Below are 17,031 nucleotides of genomic sequence, written 5' to 3'. Positions count from 1 at the left end.
CCCTCCTCAACCCACATTGCTGCCGAAGCGGCGCGTGAGAAACAGCGCCAGCCAGGTGACGATGCCGAGCGCGATCGACAGCGATGCGGCCAGCGCGAAGTTGGCGTAGTTGGTGAACTCGTTGTAGATGGTGATGGGCACGACCTCGAACTTGCTCGCCAGCGTGAACGCGGTGCCGAACGCACCCATGGAGGTGGCGAACACGATGGCGCCGCAGGCCACCGTGGTGGGTGCGAGCTCGGGTATCCACACATCGCGCACGATGCGCAGGCGCGATGCGCCCAGCGAGCGTGCGGCCTCCTCGAGCTGCAGGTCCATGGCCTCGGCGGCCGCGGTGTAGGTCGCAATGGCGCGCGGCAGCGAGAAGTACAGGTACGCCAGAAACATGCCCAGCAGGCCGTAGGCGAAGGTGATGCGCTCGCCCACGAGCCGGCTCGAGAGGTCGGCCACCAGCCCCTGGCGCCCGCCCAGCAGGATCACGAAGAAGCCGATGATCACGCCGGGGAACGACAGCGGCAGCGTCAGCAGCGCCAGCAGCAGCTGCTTGCCGACGAAGCTGCGCCGCGCGAGATAGATGCCTATGGTGGCGCCTGTCACCAGCGTGGCCAGGGTCACGGCGATCGACAGCAGCAGGGTGTTGAGCATGCTCTCGACGTAGCGCCCGTCGGTGAGCACGACGAAATAGGTCTTCCACCCCTGCTCGGCCGGCAGCAGCAGGAGCTGCAATGCCGGCAGCAGCCAGAACGCGAGGAAGAACACCCCCGCCGGCGCCGCGCAGCCGGCGAGCAGCAGGCGCTGGCGCGAGCTCACCGCACTTCCTTGAGATAGCGGTCGGAGAACGCGCGCTGCGCCGCCGCCATGCGGTCGTAGTCCACGGTCCTGGCGCGCGCGTATTCCGACGCGGGCAGGAACTGCGCCTGCACCTCCTTGGGCATGGCGCTCGCGCGCACCGGGCGCAGATAGGCCTTGGCCCAGATCGACTGTCCCTCGTCGGAGAGCACGAAGTCGAGCACCTTCTTCGCCTCGGCCGGGTGCGGTGCCTTGTTGACCAGGCTCATCACGTAGGGCACGACCACCGTGCCCTCGGCCTGAATGACGAACTGCACGTTGGCGCCGTCCTTGTACCTGGCCCGGTAGGCGTTGAAGTCATAGTCCAGCAGGATGGCGATCTCGCCCGAGAGCACGCGCGCGTACGAGGTCTGCTTGGGCACGATGGGTTCGTTCTTCTGCAGTGCCTTGAAGTAGTCGATGGCCGGCGCGAAGTCGGCCAGCGAGCCGCCGCGTGCCTCGTTCACGGCCACGGCGCCCACATAGCCGACGAAGGCCGAGGCCGGATCGAGGTAGCCGATCAGTCCCTTGTAGTCGGGCTTGAGCAGATCGGCCCAGGACTTCGGTACCGGCTTGCCCTTGAGCGCGTCCACGTTGACCATGAAGCCCAACGTGCCCGAGTGGATGCTGAACCAGTGGCCAGCCGGATCCTTCATGCCATCGGGGATCTCCTTCCAGTGGGCGGGCTGGTAGGGGGCGACCACGCCGTCCTTCTGCGCCTGGATGGCGAAGGTCACGCCCAGGTAGGTGACATCGGCCACGGGGCGTGCCTTCTCGGCCACGAGCTGTGCCAGGGCCTGGCCCGAGTTCTTGTTGTCCGCCGGCACGGTGATGCCGGTTTTGGCCTTGATGACGCGCAGCTGCGTGCCCCAGTCGGCCCACTCGGTCGGGCAGTTGTAGCAGATGGCGGTCTGCGCCCAGGCGCCGCCGGCGGCCAGGCCGGCGGCCGCGAGCACGCCGATGCGGGCAAGGCGTTGCAAGGTCGAGGTCATGGGGTTACTCCTTGTGGTGAGACGGGGCGGGAGGATGGGCTGCGGCCCGACGCTTCGGGCACAGCCCCGGTGGCGGCGCTGCAGGATTCGCCGTCGTGAAACGCATGGGGCAGATAGAGGCTGTCGGCCGCCGTGGGCAGCCGGTTGCGCTCCATGGCGTGGACCAGCAGATCCACGGCGTGGCGGCCCATGTCGTGGCTGGGCTGGGCGATGGTGCTCAGGGCAGGGGTCAGGTCCTGGCCGATGGCAATGCCGTCGAAGCCGACGACGGAGAGGTCCTGCGGCACGCTCAGGCCCGACAGATGCGCGGCCCGTATGGCGCGAATGGCAAGCAGGTCGTTGGAGCAGAACAATGCCGTGGGCCGGGGCTGGGCCTGCAGGTAGCGCGAGAGCGCCATCACGGCGCTGGTGACGAAGGGCACCTCGACGAGCGCGGGGGGCACGAGGCCCGCCTGCGCCATGCCGCGCAGGTAGCCGCGGTAGCGCTGCTGCGCCCGGTCGGAGGCCGCCAGCGTGCCGCTGACCATGGCGATGCGGCGGTGGCCAAGGGCAGCGAGCCGCGCCACGACCTCGGCGGCCGCCGCCTCGCCGTCGACCGAAACGCAGGGATGTTCTGCATGGGCGTTGTAGACCAGCACATAGGGCAGTTCGACGCCGCGCAGGCGCTCGAGGGCCTGGGAGTCCGTGGGGTTGGCGACGGTGAGAATCATGCCGTCGACGCCGCCGGCCAGCAGCTGCGTGACGGCCTGCCTCTCCTGCTCGTCGTCATAGCCCGTCATGGCGGGCAGGATGGCGTAGCCATTTCTGGCCGCGGCCAGGGCGATGCCCTGCAGGCATTCGGCAAAGACCGGATTGAGCAGCGTGGGCAGCACCACGCCCAGCACGCGGCTGCGCTGGGTGCGCAATGTGCGGGCGATGGCGTTGGGCTGGTAGCCGAGCTCGCGCGCGGCATGCGCGACCAGCTCACGCGTGGCCGGGGCGACCTTGTCGGGGCAGTTGAAGGCGCGCGACACCGTCGCGGCCGAGACGCCGGCACGTGCTGCAACGGCGTGAATGTTCTGGGGTTCCTTGGGCATGGGGGCGTGATGGAAACGATTTCATTTCATCACGCCAGTATGACGCCCAAGTGACACAGGGCGTTGCGGGTTAACCCCAGGCCAGGGCCATCAGCCTCCGCGTCGCACGCGCAGCAGCTCGTCGAGGATCAGGCAGGCCGCGCCCACGGTGATGGCGCAGTCGGCCACGTTGAAGGCCGGGAAATGCCAGCCGCGCAGGTGAAAGTCCAGAAAGTCCACCACATAGCCATGCTGCAGGCGATCCACCACGTTGCCTATGGCGCCGCCCAGGATGGACGACAGCGCGAAGGCGAACAGCCGCTGCCCCGGGTGCTGGCGCAGCTGCCACAGGATGAAGGCCGCCACCACCACGGCGATGCCGGTGAACAGCCAGCGCTGCCAGCCCCCGGCGTCGGCCAGGAAGGAGAAGGCCGCGCCCGTGTTGTGCGCGCGCACGACGTTGAAGAAGCTGGTCACGTAGGTGGCGTCGCCCAGGCGGTAGTAGCCCAGGATCAGCGTCTTGGTGAACTGGTCGGCGATGACGAGCAGCAGGGCCCAGGCCAGCCAGGGCCACATGCGCGCGCCGCCGCTCTTGCCCGCGCGCGCCATCAGGCGTGCAGGCGGGCTTCACCCGCGCCGTGGAGGTTGCTGTCGCAGCGCCCGCACAGCGTGGGGTGCTCTGGGTTGTGGCCGACGTCGGCGCGGTAATGCCAGCAGCGCTCGCATTTCTGGTCAGAACTGGCCTGAACGCTTATCTGTAGCGCGTCGCCAGCTATCAGGTTGATAGTGGAGACGATGAACACGAACTTCAGGTCATTGCCCAGGCTGGCGAGCAGCGCATGGTCCTCTGGCGCGGCCGTGAGCGTGATCGTGGCCTGCAGCGACGAGCCCACGACGCCGGCGGCGCGCAGGTTCTCGATCTCCTTGTTCACCGCGTCGCGGATCTGGCGCAGGCGCTGCCACTTGGCCAGCAGCGCCTCGTCCCCGGCGGGCAGGGTCTCGAAGGTCTCGAGGAAGATGGATTCGCTCTTGCCGAAGATCTTCCAGGCCTCCTCGGCCGTGAACGACAGAAACGGCGCCATCCAGCGCAGCATGGCGTGGGTGATCTGGTGGAGCGCCGTCTGCGCGCTGCGCCGCGCAAGGCTCTTGGGCGCGGTGGTGTAGAGCCGGTCCTTGAGCACGTCGAGGTAGAAGCCCCCGAGGTCCTCGGAGCAGAACAGCTGCAGCTTGGCGACTACGGGGTGGAATTCGTACACCTTGTAATGTGCGAGCACCTCGGCCTGGAACTCGGCCGCACGCGCGAGCGCCCAGCGGTCTATCTCCAGCATGTCGCCATAGGCCACGGCGTCGCGGGCCGGGTCGAAGTCGCTCACGTTGGCGAGCAGGAAGCGCAGCGTGTTGCGGATGCGGCGGTAGGCGTCGACCACGCGCGCGAGGATCTTGTCGTCGATGGCAAGGTCGCCCGAATAGTCGGTGGCCGCGCACCACAGGCGGATGATCTCGGCGCCCATCTTGGAGCTGACCTCCTGCGGCGAGACCGTGTTGCCCAGCGACTTGCTCATCTTCTTGCCCTGGCCATCCACGGTGAAGCCGTGCGTGAGCAGGCCGCGATATGGCGCGCGGCCGAAGATGGCACTGGCGAGCAAGAGCGAACTATGGAACCAGCCGCGGTGCTGGTCGTGGCCCTCCAGGTACAGGTCGGCCTCGGGGCCCTCGTCGTGGTGCATGCCCGCGTGCGTGCCGCGCAGCACATGCCAGAAGGTGGAGCCCGAGTCGAACCAGACCTCGAGGATGTCGGTGCTCTTGGTGTAGTGCGCCGCATCCTCCTTGCCCAGGATGTCCTCCGCCATCACGCGGCTCCAGGCCTCGATGCCGCCGGCGTCCACGATGGCGGCGGCCTGGTCGATGATCTCCAGCGTGCGCGGGTGCAGCTCGCCGCTGTCCACATGCAGGAAGAAGGGCAGGGGCACGCCCCACGAGCGCTGGCGCGAGATGCACCAGTCGGGGCGACCGGCGATCATGTCGCGCAGGCGTGCCTTGCCGTTCTCGGGGTAGAAGCTGGTTTTTTCGATAGCTGCCAGCGCAATCTGGCGCAGGGTTTGCGCGGGTTTTTGTGCGGGGTCGGTGAACACGCCCTCGCCCTCGTCCATGCGCACGAACCATTGCGCGGCCGCGCGGTAGATCACCGGGCTCTTGTGGCGCCAGCAATGCGGGTAGCTGTGCGTGATGCCGGCCGTGCCCATGAGGCGGCCCGCCACCTTGAGCGCATCGATGATGACGGGCACGGCCTTCCAGATGGACTGGCCGCCGAACAGCGGGAAGTCCTCGGCGTACTGGCCATGGCCCTGCACGGGGTTGAGGATGTCCTCGTACTTGAGGCCATGGGCCACGCAGCTGTTGAAGTCGTCCACGCCATAGGCCGGGGCGCTGTGCACGATGCCGGTGCCGTCCTCTGCCGTGGCGTAGTCCGCCACATAGACGGGCGAGATGCGGTCATAGCCCTTGTCCACATGTGCCAGCGGGTGCTTGAAGGGCATGAGGTCGAGCTTCTGGCCCACCGTGGTGGCGACGACCTGGCCGGTGATGCCCCAGCGCTCCAGGCATTTGTCGACGAGCGCGCTGGCCACGATGAGCAGGCCGCGTTCGGTATCGACCAGGCTGTATTCGAGCTCGGGGTTGACGTTGAGCGCCTGGTTGGCCGGAATCGTCCAGGCCGTGGTGGTCCAGATCACGGCAAAGGCGGGCTTGGCGAGGCTGGGCAGGCCAAAGGCCGCGGCCAGGCGCGCCGGGTCGGCCGCGGGGAACATCACGTCCAGCGTCTGGCTCTTCTTGTCTGCGTACTCGATCTCGAACTCGGCAAGCGACGAGGCGCAGTCGAAGCACCAGTACACGGGCTTGAGCCCTCGGTAGACGAAGCCGCGCTCCATGACCTTTTTGAGCGCGCGCAGCTGGCCGGCCTCGCTCGCGAAGTTCATGGTCTTGTAGGGGTTGTCCCATTCGCCGAGCACGCCCAGGCGCTTGAAGTCCGCCATCTGCTGCGCGATCTGCTCGGTGGCAAAGGCGCGGCCCTTGGCCTGCATCTCGTCGCGCGGCAGGTTGCGGCCGTGCAGCTTCTCGATGGCGTTCTCGATCGGCAGACCGTGGCAGTCCCAGCCCGGGGTGTAGAGCGCGTCGAAGCCCTCGAGCTGACGGCTCTTGACGATCATGTCCTTGAGGATCTTGTTGACCGCGTGGCCGATGTGGATCTGACCGTTGGCATACGGCGGGCCGTCGTGCAGGATGAACTTCGGCGCCCCACGGCGTGCGTCGCGCAGCTTCCTGTAGATGCCCTTCTCGTCCCATTCCTTGGCCCAGGCGGGCTCGCGCCTGGGCAGGTCGCCGCGCATGGGGAACGGCGTGTCGGGCATGTTGAGTGTGGCGCGGTAGGCGCTCTCGGGGGCTTTCTTGGGCGTGGCTTCGGACATCGGTGCAAACCTTCAAAACATGGGCGCTCCGGACACTGGCGGCCCGAAGCGGAGCGGAACCTGGATGGGGGAGGGGCGAAGGCGGCCCCGTCAAATTCGGTCGCGGGTGGTCTGGCGACGGGTCTCGGCGTGCGTGGAGGCGAAGAAGGCGCGCGCGTCCTCGCAGTCCCTGGCAATGCCGGCCGTGAGGGCGTCAAGGCTGTCGTATTTCAGCTCGTCGTGCAGTTTGTGCAGCAGTTCCACGCGCACGATTTTACCGTAGGCCCCTTCGGCGCCCAGGTGCTCGGGCCAGGCGAGGCAATGCGTCTCGAGCAGCACGCGCCCGCCGTTGACGTCCTGCGGGTCGAGCGAGGGGCGCACGCCCAGGTTGGCCACGCCCGGCAGGGGCTCGTCGTGCAGGCCGTGCACGAGCACGGCGAAGATGCCGCTGGCGGCCGGCTTCCAGTGCGCAAAGCGCAGGTTGAGCGTGCGAAATCCGTCCTGGTGCGGGCCGCTGGCGGCCGAGCGTCCCAGTTGACGCCCGAGCTTGCGCCCGTGCACCACATGGCCCGATATCGCGTAAGGGCGGCCGAGCAGACGCGCCGCATCCTGCATGCGGCCCGCGGCCAGCGCCTCGCGCACGGCGGTGCTGGACACGCGCAGGCCATGCACCTCGTAGCTCATCATGCGCGCCACCTCGAAGCCATGCGCGGGGCCGGCCGCGTCGAGCATGGCGTAGTCGCCCACACGCTGGCTGCCAAAGCGAAAGTCGTCGCCCACCAGCAGGTAGCGCGCGCCCAGGCCGCGGACCACCACGTTTTCGATGAAGTCCTGGGCCGACAGGCTGGCCAGCCCTTCGTTGAACGGCAGCACGATGGTCTGCTGCACGCCGCAGCGCGCGAGCTCCGAGAGCTTGTCACGCAGCGTGCCTATGCGCGCCGGGGCGAGCTCGGGGCGCCTGTGCCGCCCGGCGAAGTAGTCGCGCGGGTGCGGCTCGAAGGTCAGCACGCAGCTTTGCACGCCACGGTGCTGGGCCTCGTTGTTGAGCAGCGCGAGCATGGCCTGGTGGCCGCGGTGTACGCCGTCGAAGTTGCCTATCGTGAGGGCACAGGCCGGCGCCACCTCGGGATGATGGAAGCCGCGGAATATCTTCATCGCAGTGCTTTTCTTTTGATAGCGATTTGCGCAAGTCCATCAAGCGCCTGACGCCAATTTCATATGAAAAGAGTATATTGTGCGCTACCGGCACGCCCCGTGTGGCTGCGCCGGCGAGGCGTGAACATCGTGATTCTTGTGCACTGAGACAGGAGGCGGGTGGTGAAGGTCTTGAAGCTGTCGGCCCAGGGGCTGCCGCAATCGTGGATATCGCTCGAGCAGGCGGTCACGCATTACGCCGCCGGCGAGGTGCGCTGGGAGATCGGCGCGCAGGTGGCGCTGTTTCGCGGCGGACACAATGCCATCACGGGCGTGCAGTCACAGATTGCCGTGAGCAGCATCATAGGCACGCGCGGCGTGCCCAAGATCAACCCCTTCGACCTGCGCCCCAGTCTGACCAATTCCAAGCTGTTCGCGCGCGACCGCAACATCTGCGCCTACTGCGGCGGGCATTTCCGCGAGGAGGAGCTGACGCGCGAACACATCGTGCCGTTTGCCAGGCAGGGCCTCAATCACTGGATGAACGTGGTCACGGCCTGCCGCCCCTGCAACCACCGCAAGGGCCCGCGCACGCCCGAGCAGGCCCATATGCCGCTGCTCTACGCGCCCTACGTGCCCAGCCTGTGGGAAGACTTCATCCTGCGCAACCGCCGCATACTGGCCGACCAGATGGAGTTTCTGATGGCCCATGTGCCCAAGTCATCACGCCTGCTGAGTTGACGCGCTGGTGGCATGCCGTTGCGGTGGTGGCACGGGCACGTAATTCCACTACGGTGCCAGGGGTGGGTTGAAAACTAGAATGGCCGGTTTCCCCATCCCATCAACCACCCTGTTGCGAGTGCTTCCCATGAACCTGTCCCGCCGCGTCCTTGCCGCTGCCTGCGCCGCCTCCGTGCTGTCCGTATTCACTGGTACCGTTTCTGCGCAGCAGGCCAGGGAGGTCAAGCTCGGCTACGCGCTGGCCGTCAACTCGCACTACGGCGCGGCGGCACAGGCCTGGGCCGATTCGGTCGAGAAGGGCACGAACGGCGCCTTCAAGTTCAAGCAATTCCCCTCCAGCGCCCTGGGCGGCGAGCGCGAGCTCATCGAGGGGCTGCAGCTGGGCACCGTGGAGGCCGTCATCGTCTCCACGGGCGCATTGAGCAACTTCGTGCCCGAGGTGGGCGTGGTGGACATCCCGTTTCTGTTCCGCGACACGCAGCATGCGCGTGCCGTGCTCGACGGCCCCTTCGGCCAGGACCTGCTGACCAAGTTCCACAAGCGCGGCCTGATTGCGCTGGCCTGGGGCGAGCAGGGCTTTCGTCACCTGACGAACAACAAGCATGCCGTGCAGAAGGTCGAGGATCTCAAGGGCCTGAAGATCCGCGTGACCGAGAACCCCGTGCACATCACGGCCTTCAAGACCCTGGGCGCGTCGCCCACGCCCATGTCCTGGCCCGAGGTGATAGGCGCGCTGCAGCAGGGCACGATAGACGGCCAGGAAAACCCGATCTCGGTGCTGGCGTCGACCAAGCTGTGGCAGGTGCAGAAGCACCTTACGCTCACGGCGCACGTGTACGCGCCGGTGGCGCTGATCGTCTCGCCCAACTTCTGGGCCAGCCTGAACGATGCGCAGAAGGCCGCCTTCACGCAGGGCGCCAAGCTCGGGGCTCTGGCCTCGCGCGCCTTTGTGGACGCCGTCGAGAAGAAGGGTGTGGAGGAGGCCAAGAGCCACGGCATGCAGGTGGTGACCAGCGTGGACCAGGCGGCCTTCCGCGCCGCGCTCGAGCCGGCATACAAGCAGTACGCGACCAAGTTCGGCCAGAAGTCTCTGGACGCCATCGCCGCCGTGAAGTAAGCGCTCTATAGCGCTGCACCCGCACCCGCCCGGCCCTGCCCGGGCGGTTTGGTTTCAACCCCTTGGACAACGGCGCGTGCGCCGCCCCTTCCCATGCTCGATCGTGTTGAACGTACCTTGGTAGTCTGCAACCGCTGGGTGATCATCGTGTTGCTGCTGGCCATGGCCTGCATCGTGTTTGCCAACGTGGTGCTGCGCTACACCACGGGCGACTCCATCGTCTGGGCCGAGGAGGTGGCGCGGCATCTGATGATCTGGTGCACCTTTCTGGGCGCGGGGCTGGTGCTGCGCTTTGGCGGCCATGTGGCCATAGACAACCTGCACGGTGCGGTCGGCCCGCGCATGGCGCGTGTGATTCGCGCCGTGGTGGTGGTGGGCGTGGGGCTGTTCTGCATCGTGATGACGTATTTCTCGGTGCTCTATGTCTGGGCCACGCGCTTTCAGACCACGGCCGCCACCGATGTGCCCATGGCCTGGATCTACGTTGCCATGCCCGTGGGCTTCGTGCTGATGCTGGTGCACCTGCTCTTTGTTGCGCGCGGCTACATCGCCGATGGCAGTTATGTCGAGTCGGGCGAGATGGGCGCCGACGCGGCGGCCTCCATCTGAGCGGGGGGCGACGACATGACTCTCACGCTTTTCATCGCCATCATCGTGCTGCTGGCCCTGGGCTTTCCGGTGGCCTTTGCATTGGCCATCTCGGCGGCCCTGGCCGTCTTCGTCGGGGGGCGCTACCCGCAGCTCGTGGTGTTCAAGGAGATGTTCACGGGCATAGACAGCTTTCCGCTCATGGCCGTGCCCTTCTTCATCCTCGCGGCCGAGCTTATGTCGGGCGGGGCACTCACCGCCGTGCTGCTGCGCTTTGCCGCGCAGTTCGTGGGGCATCTGCGTGGTGGCCTCGGTTATGCCAACGTGCTGTCGCTCACGCTGTTCTCGGGCATCTCGGGCTCGGCGCTGGCCGATGCGGCAGGCCCGGGCTCGATGATGGTGAAGATGATGGACAGGGCCGGCTATGGCCGCCCCTACGCCGCGGCGCTCACGGCGAGCACTTCCATCGTGGGCCCCATCATCCCGCCCTCGGTCAGCATGATCATCTACGCGCTGCAGGACGAGAATGTCTCGGTGGGCGGCCTGTTCGTGGCGGGTTTCGTGCCGGGCATCCTGATCGCCGTCGCCATGGCCATCGTGAACTGGTGGGTGTGCAGAAAGCGCGACTACCGTTCGCGCGAGCCGCGCCCGACGGGCCGCGAGATGCTCGTCACCAGCATCAAGGCCATCCCCGCACTGCTGCTCATCGTGCTCATCATCGTGGGCATACGCTTTGGCATCTTCACCCCCACCGAGGCCTCGGTGGTCGCGGTGTTCTATGCGCTGGTCTGCGGCAAGTGGATTTATCGCACGCTCGAGTGGAAGGCCGTGCCCGGCATTGCGGCGCGCTCGGCCATGCTGACCTCGTCGGTGCTGCTGGTCATGGCCACGTCGGCGGCGTTTGCCTGGGTGCTCACGGTGGAGGGTATTCCTCAGTATCTGTCGCAGCTCATCGTCAGCTGGAATCTGTCGCCGATCATGTTCCTCGTGGCCGTGAACCTGCTGTTGCTGGTCTTCGGCATCTTCATGGAACCGCTGCCCGGCGTGATGATCCTCGTGCCCATCCTGGCGCCGATCGCCAGCGCGCTCGGCATAGACCCGACGCATTTCGCCATGGTGGTGATCGTCAACCTCACGCTGGGCATGATCACGCCGCCCGTGGGCGGGCTGCTGTTCGTCACGGCCGTGTCCACGCGCGTGTCGATCACGGCGCTCACGCGCGAGATGCCGCTGTTTCTGCTCGCGCATTTCATCGTGCTGGCGCTGCTGACCTTTGTGCCGGCGCTCTCGACCTGGTTGCCGCACGCGTTGGGATTTTGAGCCGCTGCGGATCGAATTTCCTTTTTGGCGTGAAAAACTGGGCTAGAATGCGGGCTTCCCTGAAATGCCCAGGTGGCGGAATTGGTAGACGCACTAGTTTCAGGTACTAGCGCTGAGAGGCGTGGAGGTTCGAGTCCTCTCCTGGGCACCACAGTTCACTGTAATCCGCAAGGTTCAGGGCGCAGAGCCGCTTCCGTGGAAGCGGCTTTTTGCTTTTTGTAGCTCTGACTTCAGTAGCTGTACTGCAGACCCAGCGTGGCCGTATCCACGTCGGAGTTGCGGTCGACAAAGTGCAGGCGGTGACGCTCCCATTCCAGTACCGCCGACCACTGCGGCGTGAATGCCCAACGCAGTCCCGCGCCATAGGACAGGCCGAAGCCACTGTCCTTGCCCAGCTGCACGCCATAGCCGCCCATCCCCTGCGTACGGGTGCGCCCATACAGGGAGCCCACTCGACCCAGAAGGTCGAGCTGCGGAGTCAGCGGCAGCCGACCGATCAGACTCAGGCCCAGCCCGCGCGCACGGGTGTCGCCGCCGATGCGGTGGGCCTTGCCCATGTCGAGGTAGCTGACTTCGAGTCCCAGGTTGGGATGGAAATAGACACCCGTGTACAGCCTGATGGCCGTGTCCCGGTCGTCAAAGTCAAAGGAGCCGCTGCCGCTGCGCAGGTCGTACCTGGACATGCCGCCACTCATGCCGACATAGCCCGATGGTGGCTGGTCCGACGAAGGCGGGGTGCGCAACTGCGCCAGACCGGCAGGGATGCCACAGCCCATCAGCGCGGCACACAACAGGAGTTGAAGGCTCGATCGCATGCACCCTCCTCAGTCATGTCTGATGTTCTGCGGCCCAATTTACGACCGCAGGGGGATAGGGTCTGTGCGTGGCAGAGAGGCGCATGCGTAGGAATAATCTGACGATCTCAAGGGTTTACCCGGGCGATCCTGGGGGCAGTCGGCCGGCGGTTAAACTCGCGCCTTTCGCAGGCTTGTCACACGATGGCGACCCTGCGGCGTCACAAAACACCAAAGTTCGATCAGGATTCGACATGTTGTTTGGAAAGCTGTTGCCCCGCGAGGGCAATTTTTTCGATATGTTCAACCAGCATGCCGACCGTATCGTCGAAGCGGCGCGCGCGTTCTCGCAGCTGGTGGCCAACTACGGCGATGCCCACCTGCGGGACCAGTACAACCAGGATGTGGACAACGCAGAGCGCGCCGCAGACCGTGTGACGCATGAGGTCAACCGCGCGCTGCACAGCACCTTCATCACGCCCATCGACCGCGAGCAGATCCACTCGCTGATCAACACCATGGACGATGTGGCCGACCTGTTCCAGGATTCGGCCGAGGCCATGGCGCTGTATGACATCCGTCACATGACGGACGAGATCTCGCGCCTGACGGACCTGAGCGTCAAATGCGTGGAGCGCGTGCGCGATGCGGTCAAGCTGCTCGCGCGCATTGCTGACCCGGCCATGGCCGAGGCGGCGCTCAAGACCTGCGAGGAGATCGACCGCCTCGAGGGCGATGCCGATCGCGTGCTGCGCAGCGCCATGAGCAAGCTGTTCCGCGAGGAAACCGATGTGCGCGAGCTCATCAAGCTCAAGGCCATCTACGAGTTGCTCGAGACCATCACCGACAAGTGCGAGGATGTGGCCAACCTGATCGAGGGCGTGATCCTCGAGAACTCCTGATCCGCCGCTAGGGCAACTCACACCATGGAACCGGTACAAACCGCCCTGTGGGTCGTGGTCGTGTTGGTGGCGCTGGCCATCCTGTTCGATTTCATGAACGGGTTTCACGACGCGGCCAATTCGATTGCCACCGTGGTCTCCACGGGCGTTCTCAGGCCCACCCAGGCCGTCGTGTTCGCGGCGTTCTTCAACTTCATCGCCATCTTCATCTTCCACCTGAGTGTGGCGGCCACCGTGGGCAAGGGCATTGCCGACCCGGGAGTGGTCGACACCCATGTCGTCTTCGGCGCGCTGGTGGGGGCGATCACATGGAATGTGATCACCTGGTACTACGGCATTCCCAGCAGCTCCTCGCACGCGCTCATCGGCGGCATCGTCGGCGCCGTGGTGGCCAAGTCGGGCACCGGTGCGCTGGTGGCCAGCGGCATCTTCAAGACCGTGGCCTTCATCTTCATCTCGCCGCTGCTCGGCTTCGTGCTCGGTTCGCTGATGATGGTCTGCGTGGCCTGGATCTTCCGGCGCACGCGCCCGAACAAGGTGGACAAATGGTTCCGCCGTCTGCAGCTGCTCTCGGCCGGAGCCTACAGCCTGGGCCATGGCGGCAACGACGCACAGAAGACCATAGGCATCATCTGGCTGCTGCTGATCGCCACGGGCTATGCCTCGGCCAGCGACAGCTCGCCGCCCATCTGGGCTATCGTCTCCTGCTATGCGGCCATCGGCATGGGCACCATGTTCGGCGGCTGGCGCATCGTCAAGACCATGGGGCAGAAGATCACCAAGCTCAAGCCCGTGGGCGGCTTCTGCGCCGAAAGCGGCGGAGCGCTCACGCTGTTCCTTGCCACCATGCTGGGCGTGCCGGTCTCCACCACCCACACCATCACCGGCGCCATCGTCGGCGTGGGCTCCACGCAGCGCGCCAGTGCCGTGCGCTGGGGCGTGGCGGGCAATATCGTCTGGGCCTGGATTCTGACCATTCCTGCCAGTGCCTTCGTGGCCGCCGTGGCCTACTGGATCAGTCTGCAGCTCTACTGATTACTGCGAAATTAATAGCTTTCAGCGCTTGATGGATAAGCGCTGGAGCCTAATTTTCCTGTGAAATCTTGCGCCCCTCGCGCACCTGGTACTCGAAGTAGTGCTGCAGGCTGTACGCGATGCTGGCGAGCAGCACGCCCGCGCCCACGAGCAGCGATGTCGTGACGGCAAACACCGTGAACCAGTTGGTGCGCCCGGGCGGGGCGTCGGGGGCTGCGCTGCGGTTGAAGCGCGCATTCCATTTCTCTGGCGGCATCAGGCCATAGATGATGGCGCACAGCGCACATCCGGCCATCGTGAAGCCCAGCAGGGGGATCAGCAGCCAGCTGAGCTGATCGTCCTGCCCCCATTGCTGCAGCCGCTCGATGCCATACAGCCCGAGCGCCGTGGGCACGGGCAGCAGCCAGCCGAGCATGTCGCCAGCGCCATAGAGGTAGAAGCGGTGCAGGCCCAGGGGGCCTCCCAGGAAGGCGAGCCAGGCGGCAATGGTCTTGTTCTTCATGGCGTGGATTATTGGCGCTGCATCACTCGGGTGGCGTGGAGTCGCCCGCACCCAGGGGTTTTTCCATGAGCACGATGTCGCGCCAGGCGCCGAACTTCCAGCCCACCGAGCGCATCACGCCGACCTCCGTGAAGCCCGCGGCGCGGTGCAGCGCCACGGAGCCCACGTTGGCCGAATCGCCGATCACGGCCATGAGCTTGCGCACGCCCGCGGCCTGCGCCTGCTGCGCCAGCGCGTCGAGCAGCAGCCGACCGAGTCCGCGCCCGCGTGCGCCGTCTGCGACGTAGACGGAGTCTTCCGCCGAGAAGCGGTAGGCCGGTCGGGGCTTGAACCAGTTGCAGTAGCAAAAACCCAGCACCTGGCCCCGCTCCTCGGCGACGAGGTAGGGCAGCCCACGGCCGAGCACCTCGGCGCGGCGTGCAGCCATCTCGGCGCAGGTGGGTGGATCGATCTCGAAGGTGCCCGTGCCGTGCAGCACATGGTGGGCGTAGATGGCGGTGATGGCGGGCAGGTCGCCGTCACTGCTCGCGCGAATCATAGGCATTGACGTGGATATGGATATAATTGCCGGCTTTGCTGCGTGTCGCTGGCCGGGTGGCCAAGTCGCGTGTCTCAAACGCAGTGAAAACAGCGCAGCAGTTGCTGCACAACCACCCGAAGGATTCATTATGGTCGTGATTCGACTCTCCCGCGGCGGCTCCAAGGGCCGTCCGTTCTTCAACATCGTCGTCGCCGACAAGCGCGTGCGCCGCGATGGCCGCTTCATCGAGCGCCTGGGCTTCTACAACCCCTCCGCCAAGGAAGGCGAAGAGGGTCTGCGCATCGCCCAGGACCGCCTGACCTACTGGAAGGGCGTGGGCGCACAGACCTCCGCTACCGTGGATCGTCTGGTCAAGCAGGCCGCCAAGAAGGCCGCCTGATCCGCGCGCACTGCCACGCAGGCGGGCTCCGGCGCAACGGCGACCGGACCCGCCTTTTTTCGTTTCCGAGTTCTCGCATATCCACGCCATGTCACAACCTCCCGTTCTGGAAGCCGCCGACCTGCCTGCAGACGCCGTGGAGGTGGGCCGCATCGCCGATGCCTGGGGAGTGAAGGGCTGGTTCAAGGTGCTGCCCTACAGCAGCGCCCCCGAGGCCTTGTTTGCCAGCAAGACCTGGTTTCTGCAGCCCGCGGAAAGGGGCGGCAAGAGCTTTTTCGTCGGCACCGTTCAGCTGCCGATACGCCAGGCACGCAGCCATTCCGACGCCATCGTCGCCTGGGCCCGGGGCGTGGATGACCGTGACGCCGCCGAGGCGCTGCGCGGCGCGCGCGTCTTCGTGCCGCGAGAGAGCTTCCCCGCGACGCAGGAGGACGAGTACTACTGGGTCGATCTCATCGGACTGACCGTCGTCAACCGCGAGGGTGTCAACTTGGGCGTGGTGCGCGAACTGCTCGCCACAGGCCCGCAGACGACCCTGGTGCTCGGCTATGAGCATGAAGGCAAGCCCCAGCAACGCATGATTCCCTTTGTCTCCGCCTATGTGGACAAGGTGGATCTGGCCGGACGCTGCATCACGGTCGACTGGCAGCCCGACTATTGACGTTCCGATGCGCTTCGACGTCATCACCCTGTTTCCCGAGCTGTTCGAGCCCTTTCTGGCCAGCGGCGTGACGCGCCGTGCCTATGCATCGGGCCAGGTGCAGGTGCGGCTGTGGAATCTGCGCGACCATGCCGAGGGCAACTACCGCCGCGTGGACGACCGCCCCTTTGGCGGCGGTCCGGGCATGGTCATGATGGCCGAGCCCCTGGCGCGCTGTCTCGCCGCCATTCGCGCCGATCGCGCGGAGCAGGAGGAGACGCGCGCCCCTCTGGTCCTGTTCTCGCCCATAGGCCGCCGGCTGGATCACGCACAGGTCGAAGGCTGGAGCGCTGGAGCGGGCGCCATCCTGCTGTGCGGGCGCTACGAGGGCGTGGATCAGCGCTTCATCGACGCCCATGTCGACGTGCAGATCAGCCTGGGCGACTTCGTGTTGTCGGGTGGGGAGATCGCCGCCATGGCGCTGCTCGACGCCGTGGCGCGCCTGCAACCCGGCGTGCTGCACGATGAGGGCAGTCACCAGCTCGACAGCTTCAACCCCGCGCTCGACGGCCTGCTGGACTGCCCGCACTACACCAGGCCCGAACAATGGATGGGCCAGGCCGTGCCCGCACCGCTGATGTCGGGCCACCATGCGCAGATCGAGCGCTGGCGCCGCGAGCAGCGCCTGTTGATCACGGCGCAGCACCGCCCCGACCTGCTGGCCGCGGCGCGCAGCCGCGGCGAGCTGACGCGCCAGGACGAAGAATTCCTCGCGCTTCGGTCAGGATCGAAATAATCAAGCTATAATCTTCGTCTACGGTGGCTGTAGCTCAGTTGGTAGAGTCCAGGATTGTGATTCCTGTTGTCGTGGGTTCGAGTCCCATCAGCCACCCCAGATAACACAAGGAAAGCGCGCTATCAATTCGGTAGCGCGCTTTTTCTTTGGGCGCCGCAATCGTGGCTTGATTCCTCGATCAAGCGGTGCTGCCCGTGCCGGCGCGCCGCGATCGTGTCTCGGTA

General features: G+C 66.1%; 18 protein-coding genes and 2 tRNA genes. 11 read left to right on the top strand and 9 right to left on the bottom strand.

Annotation, left to right across the window (positions count from 1 at the left end; translation table 11 throughout):
• Positions 1-6 precede the first annotated feature (6 nt).
• From ABUE11_RS13560 to ABUE11_RS13535, 6 genes are all read right to left on the bottom strand, one after another.
• A complete protein-coding gene (locus tag ABUE11_RS13560; RefSeq protein WP_367065798.1) occupies positions 7-810 on the bottom strand; it encodes an ABC transporter permease subunit in 804 nt (267 codons plus the stop codon).
• Positions 807-1,820, bottom strand: a complete 1,014-nt coding sequence (locus tag ABUE11_RS13555) for an ABC transporter substrate-binding protein (protein ID WP_367065797.1) — start codon at positions 1,818-1,820, stop codon at positions 807-809. Before ABUE11_RS13555 ends, ABUE11_RS13560 begins: the two co-directional genes overlap by 4 nt.
• On the bottom strand, positions 1,817-2,896 hold the full coding sequence (locus tag ABUE11_RS13550; protein ID WP_367065796.1) for a LacI family DNA-binding transcriptional regulator: 1,080 nt from the start codon (positions 2,894-2,896) through the stop codon (positions 1,817-1,819). The genes ABUE11_RS13555 and ABUE11_RS13550 overlap by 4 nt, the downstream gene beginning before the upstream one ends.
• Before the next feature lie 90 nt (positions 2,897-2,986).
• Positions 2,987-3,484, bottom strand: a complete 498-nt coding sequence (gene lspA, locus ABUE11_RS13545) for a signal peptidase II (protein ID WP_367065795.1) — start codon at positions 3,482-3,484, stop codon at positions 2,987-2,989.
• Entirely contained in the window at positions 3,484-6,339 is a 2,856-nt protein-coding gene (gene ileS, locus ABUE11_RS13540) for an isoleucine--tRNA ligase (protein WP_367065794.1), read from the bottom strand. Before ileS ends, lspA begins: the two co-directional genes overlap by 1 nt.
• A 90-nt stretch (positions 6,340-6,429) precedes the next feature.
• Entirely contained in the window at positions 6,430-7,473 is a 1,044-nt protein-coding gene (locus ABUE11_RS13535; protein ID WP_367065793.1) for a bifunctional riboflavin kinase/FAD synthetase, read from the bottom strand.
• Positions 7,474-7,635: 162 nt separating this feature from the next.
• On the opposite strand from ABUE11_RS13535, the gene ABUE11_RS13530 reads away from it, so the two are divergent.
• The 5 genes from ABUE11_RS13530 (at position 7,636) to ABUE11_RS13510 (ending at position 11,369) form a co-directional block, all read left to right on the top strand.
• Complete coding sequence (locus tag ABUE11_RS13530; RefSeq protein ID WP_367065792.1) at positions 7,636-8,193, top strand: HNH endonuclease; 558 nt, start codon at positions 7,636-7,638, stop codon at positions 8,191-8,193.
• Positions 8,194-8,320: 127 nt separating this feature from the next.
• On the top strand, positions 8,321-9,310 hold the full coding sequence (locus tag ABUE11_RS13525) for a TRAP transporter substrate-binding protein (protein ID WP_367065791.1): 990 nt from the start codon (positions 8,321-8,323) through the stop codon (positions 9,308-9,310).
• 93 nt (positions 9,311-9,403) lie between these two features.
• Positions 9,404-9,919 (top strand): TRAP transporter small permease, encoded by a 516-nt coding sequence (locus ABUE11_RS13520; RefSeq protein ID WP_367065790.1) that lies wholly within the window; start codon positions 9,404-9,406, stop codon positions 9,917-9,919.
• A 15-nt stretch (positions 9,920-9,934) separates the two neighbouring features.
• The gene (locus ABUE11_RS13515; protein WP_367065788.1) at positions 9,935-11,218 is read left to right on the top strand and encodes a TRAP transporter large permease; all 1,284 of its coding nucleotides are present in this window, start codon (positions 9,935-9,937) and stop codon (positions 11,216-11,218) included.
• Between the two features lie 66 nt (positions 11,219-11,284).
• Positions 11,285-11,369, top strand: a tRNA-Leu gene (locus ABUE11_RS13510).
• A gap of 79 nt (positions 11,370-11,448) precedes the next feature.
• Here ABUE11_RS13510 and ABUE11_RS13505 read toward each other — a convergent pair.
• Positions 11,449-12,033 carry an outer membrane beta-barrel protein gene (locus tag ABUE11_RS13505; protein WP_367065787.1) on the bottom strand — a complete coding sequence of 195 codons (585 nt, stop codon included), beginning with the start codon at positions 12,031-12,033 and terminating at the stop codon, positions 11,449-11,451.
• A 233-nt stretch (positions 12,034-12,266) separates the two neighbouring features.
• Here ABUE11_RS13505 and ABUE11_RS13500 point away from each other — a divergent pair, with 233 nt between their 5' ends.
• Together ABUE11_RS13500 and ABUE11_RS13495 are read left to right on the top strand one after the other, a co-directional pair.
• On the top strand, positions 12,267-12,914 hold the full coding sequence (locus tag ABUE11_RS13500) for a DUF47 family protein (protein ID WP_367065786.1): 648 nt from the start codon (positions 12,267-12,269) through the stop codon (positions 12,912-12,914).
• A gap of 24 nt (positions 12,915-12,938) precedes the next feature.
• Positions 12,939-13,949, top strand: coding sequence for an inorganic phosphate transporter (locus ABUE11_RS13495; RefSeq protein WP_367065785.1), 1,011 nt, complete (start codon positions 12,939-12,941; stop codon positions 13,947-13,949).
• 49 nt (positions 13,950-13,998) lie between these two features.
• On the opposite strand, the gene ABUE11_RS13490 is transcribed toward ABUE11_RS13495, so the two are convergent.
• Positions 13,999-14,451 carry a hypothetical protein gene (locus ABUE11_RS13490; protein ID WP_367065783.1) on the bottom strand — a complete coding sequence of 151 codons (453 nt, stop codon included), beginning with the start codon at positions 14,449-14,451 and terminating at the stop codon, positions 13,999-14,001.
• Between the two features lie 22 nt (positions 14,452-14,473).
• On the bottom strand, positions 14,474-14,995 hold the full coding sequence (locus ABUE11_RS13485; protein WP_367065781.1) for an N-acetyltransferase family protein: 522 nt from the start codon (positions 14,993-14,995) through the stop codon (positions 14,474-14,476).
• A 124-nt stretch (positions 14,996-15,119) separates the two neighbouring features.
• On the opposite strand from ABUE11_RS13485, the gene rpsP reads away from it, so the two are divergent.
• The 4 genes from rpsP (at position 15,120) to ABUE11_RS13465 (ending at position 16,906) form a co-directional block, all read left to right on the top strand.
• Complete coding sequence (gene rpsP / locus ABUE11_RS13480; RefSeq protein WP_367065780.1) at positions 15,120-15,371, top strand: 30S ribosomal protein S16; 252 nt, start codon at positions 15,120-15,122, stop codon at positions 15,369-15,371.
• An 88-nt stretch (positions 15,372-15,459) separates the two neighbouring features.
• Positions 15,460-16,032: a ribosome maturation factor RimM gene (rimM, locus tag ABUE11_RS13475; RefSeq protein WP_367065779.1), complete on the top strand. Its 573-nt coding sequence runs from the start codon at positions 15,460-15,462 to the stop codon at positions 16,030-16,032.
• Positions 16,033-16,039: 7 nt separating this feature from the next.
• Complete coding sequence (gene trmD, locus ABUE11_RS13470) at positions 16,040-16,807, top strand: tRNA (guanosine(37)-N1)-methyltransferase TrmD (RefSeq protein WP_367065778.1); 768 nt, start codon at positions 16,040-16,042, stop codon at positions 16,805-16,807.
• A 23-nt stretch (positions 16,808-16,830) separates the two neighbouring features.
• A tRNA-His gene (locus ABUE11_RS13465) sits at positions 16,831-16,906 on the top strand.
• Positions 16,907-17,031: the final 125 nt, after the last annotated feature.

This window comes from Oryzisolibacter sp. LB2S (genome assembly GCF_040732315.1).
GTDB classification, from domain to species: Bacteria; Pseudomonadota; Gammaproteobacteria; order Burkholderiales; family Burkholderiaceae_C; genus Alicycliphilus; species Alicycliphilus soli.
The sequence above is the reverse complement of the archived record's forward strand: the minus strand, read 5'-3'. Positions and strand labels throughout refer to the sequence as shown.

What these genes read in the sequence shown, in the direction of transcription:
- ABUE11_RS13555 (WP_367065797.1), bottom strand. Translation starts at nt 1,820, where the DNA reads ATGACCTCGACCTTGCAACGCCTTGCCCGCATCGGCGTGCTCGCGGCC.
- ABUE11_RS13550 (WP_367065796.1), bottom strand. Translation starts at nt 2,896, where the DNA reads ATGCCCAAGGAACCCCAGAACATTCACGCCGTTGCAGCACGTGCCGGC.
- lspA (WP_367065795.1), bottom strand. Translation starts at nt 3,484, where the DNA reads ATGGCGCGCGCGGGCAAGAGCGGCGGCGCGCGCATGTGGCCCTGGCTG.
- ileS (WP_367065794.1), bottom strand. Translation starts at nt 6,339, where the DNA reads ATGTCCGAAGCCACGCCCAAGAAAGCCCCCGAGAGCGCCTACCGCGCC.
- ABUE11_RS13535 (WP_367065793.1), bottom strand. Translation starts at nt 7,473, where the DNA reads ATGAAGATATTCCGCGGCTTCCATCATCCCGAGGTGGCGCCGGCCTGT.
- ABUE11_RS13525 (WP_367065791.1), top strand. Translation starts at nt 8,321, where the DNA reads ATGAACCTGTCCCGCCGCGTCCTTGCCGCTGCCTGCGCCGCCTCCGTG.
- ABUE11_RS13520 (WP_367065790.1), top strand. Translation starts at nt 9,404, where the DNA reads ATGCTCGATCGTGTTGAACGTACCTTGGTAGTCTGCAACCGCTGGGTG.
- ABUE11_RS13515 (WP_367065788.1), top strand. Translation starts at nt 9,935, where the DNA reads ATGACTCTCACGCTTTTCATCGCCATCATCGTGCTGCTGGCCCTGGGC.
- ABUE11_RS13505 (WP_367065787.1), bottom strand. Translation starts at nt 12,033, where the DNA reads ATGCGATCGAGCCTTCAACTCCTGTTGTGTGCCGCGCTGATGGGCTGT.
- ABUE11_RS13500 (WP_367065786.1), top strand. Translation starts at nt 12,267, where the DNA reads ATGTTGTTTGGAAAGCTGTTGCCCCGCGAGGGCAATTTTTTCGATATG.
- ABUE11_RS13495 (WP_367065785.1), top strand. Translation starts at nt 12,939, where the DNA reads ATGGAACCGGTACAAACCGCCCTGTGGGTCGTGGTCGTGTTGGTGGCG.
- ABUE11_RS13490 (WP_367065783.1), bottom strand. Translation starts at nt 14,451, where the DNA reads ATGAAGAACAAGACCATTGCCGCCTGGCTCGCCTTCCTGGGAGGCCCC.
- ABUE11_RS13485 (WP_367065781.1), bottom strand. Translation starts at nt 14,995, where the DNA reads ATGCCTATGATTCGCGCGAGCAGTGACGGCGACCTGCCCGCCATCACC.
- rpsP (WP_367065780.1), top strand. Translation starts at nt 15,120, where the DNA reads ATGGTCGTGATTCGACTCTCCCGCGGCGGCTCCAAGGGCCGTCCGTTC.
- rimM (WP_367065779.1), top strand. Translation starts at nt 15,460, where the DNA reads ATGTCACAACCTCCCGTTCTGGAAGCCGCCGACCTGCCTGCAGACGCC.
- trmD (WP_367065778.1), top strand. Translation starts at nt 16,040, where the DNA reads ATGCGCTTCGACGTCATCACCCTGTTTCCCGAGCTGTTCGAGCCCTTT.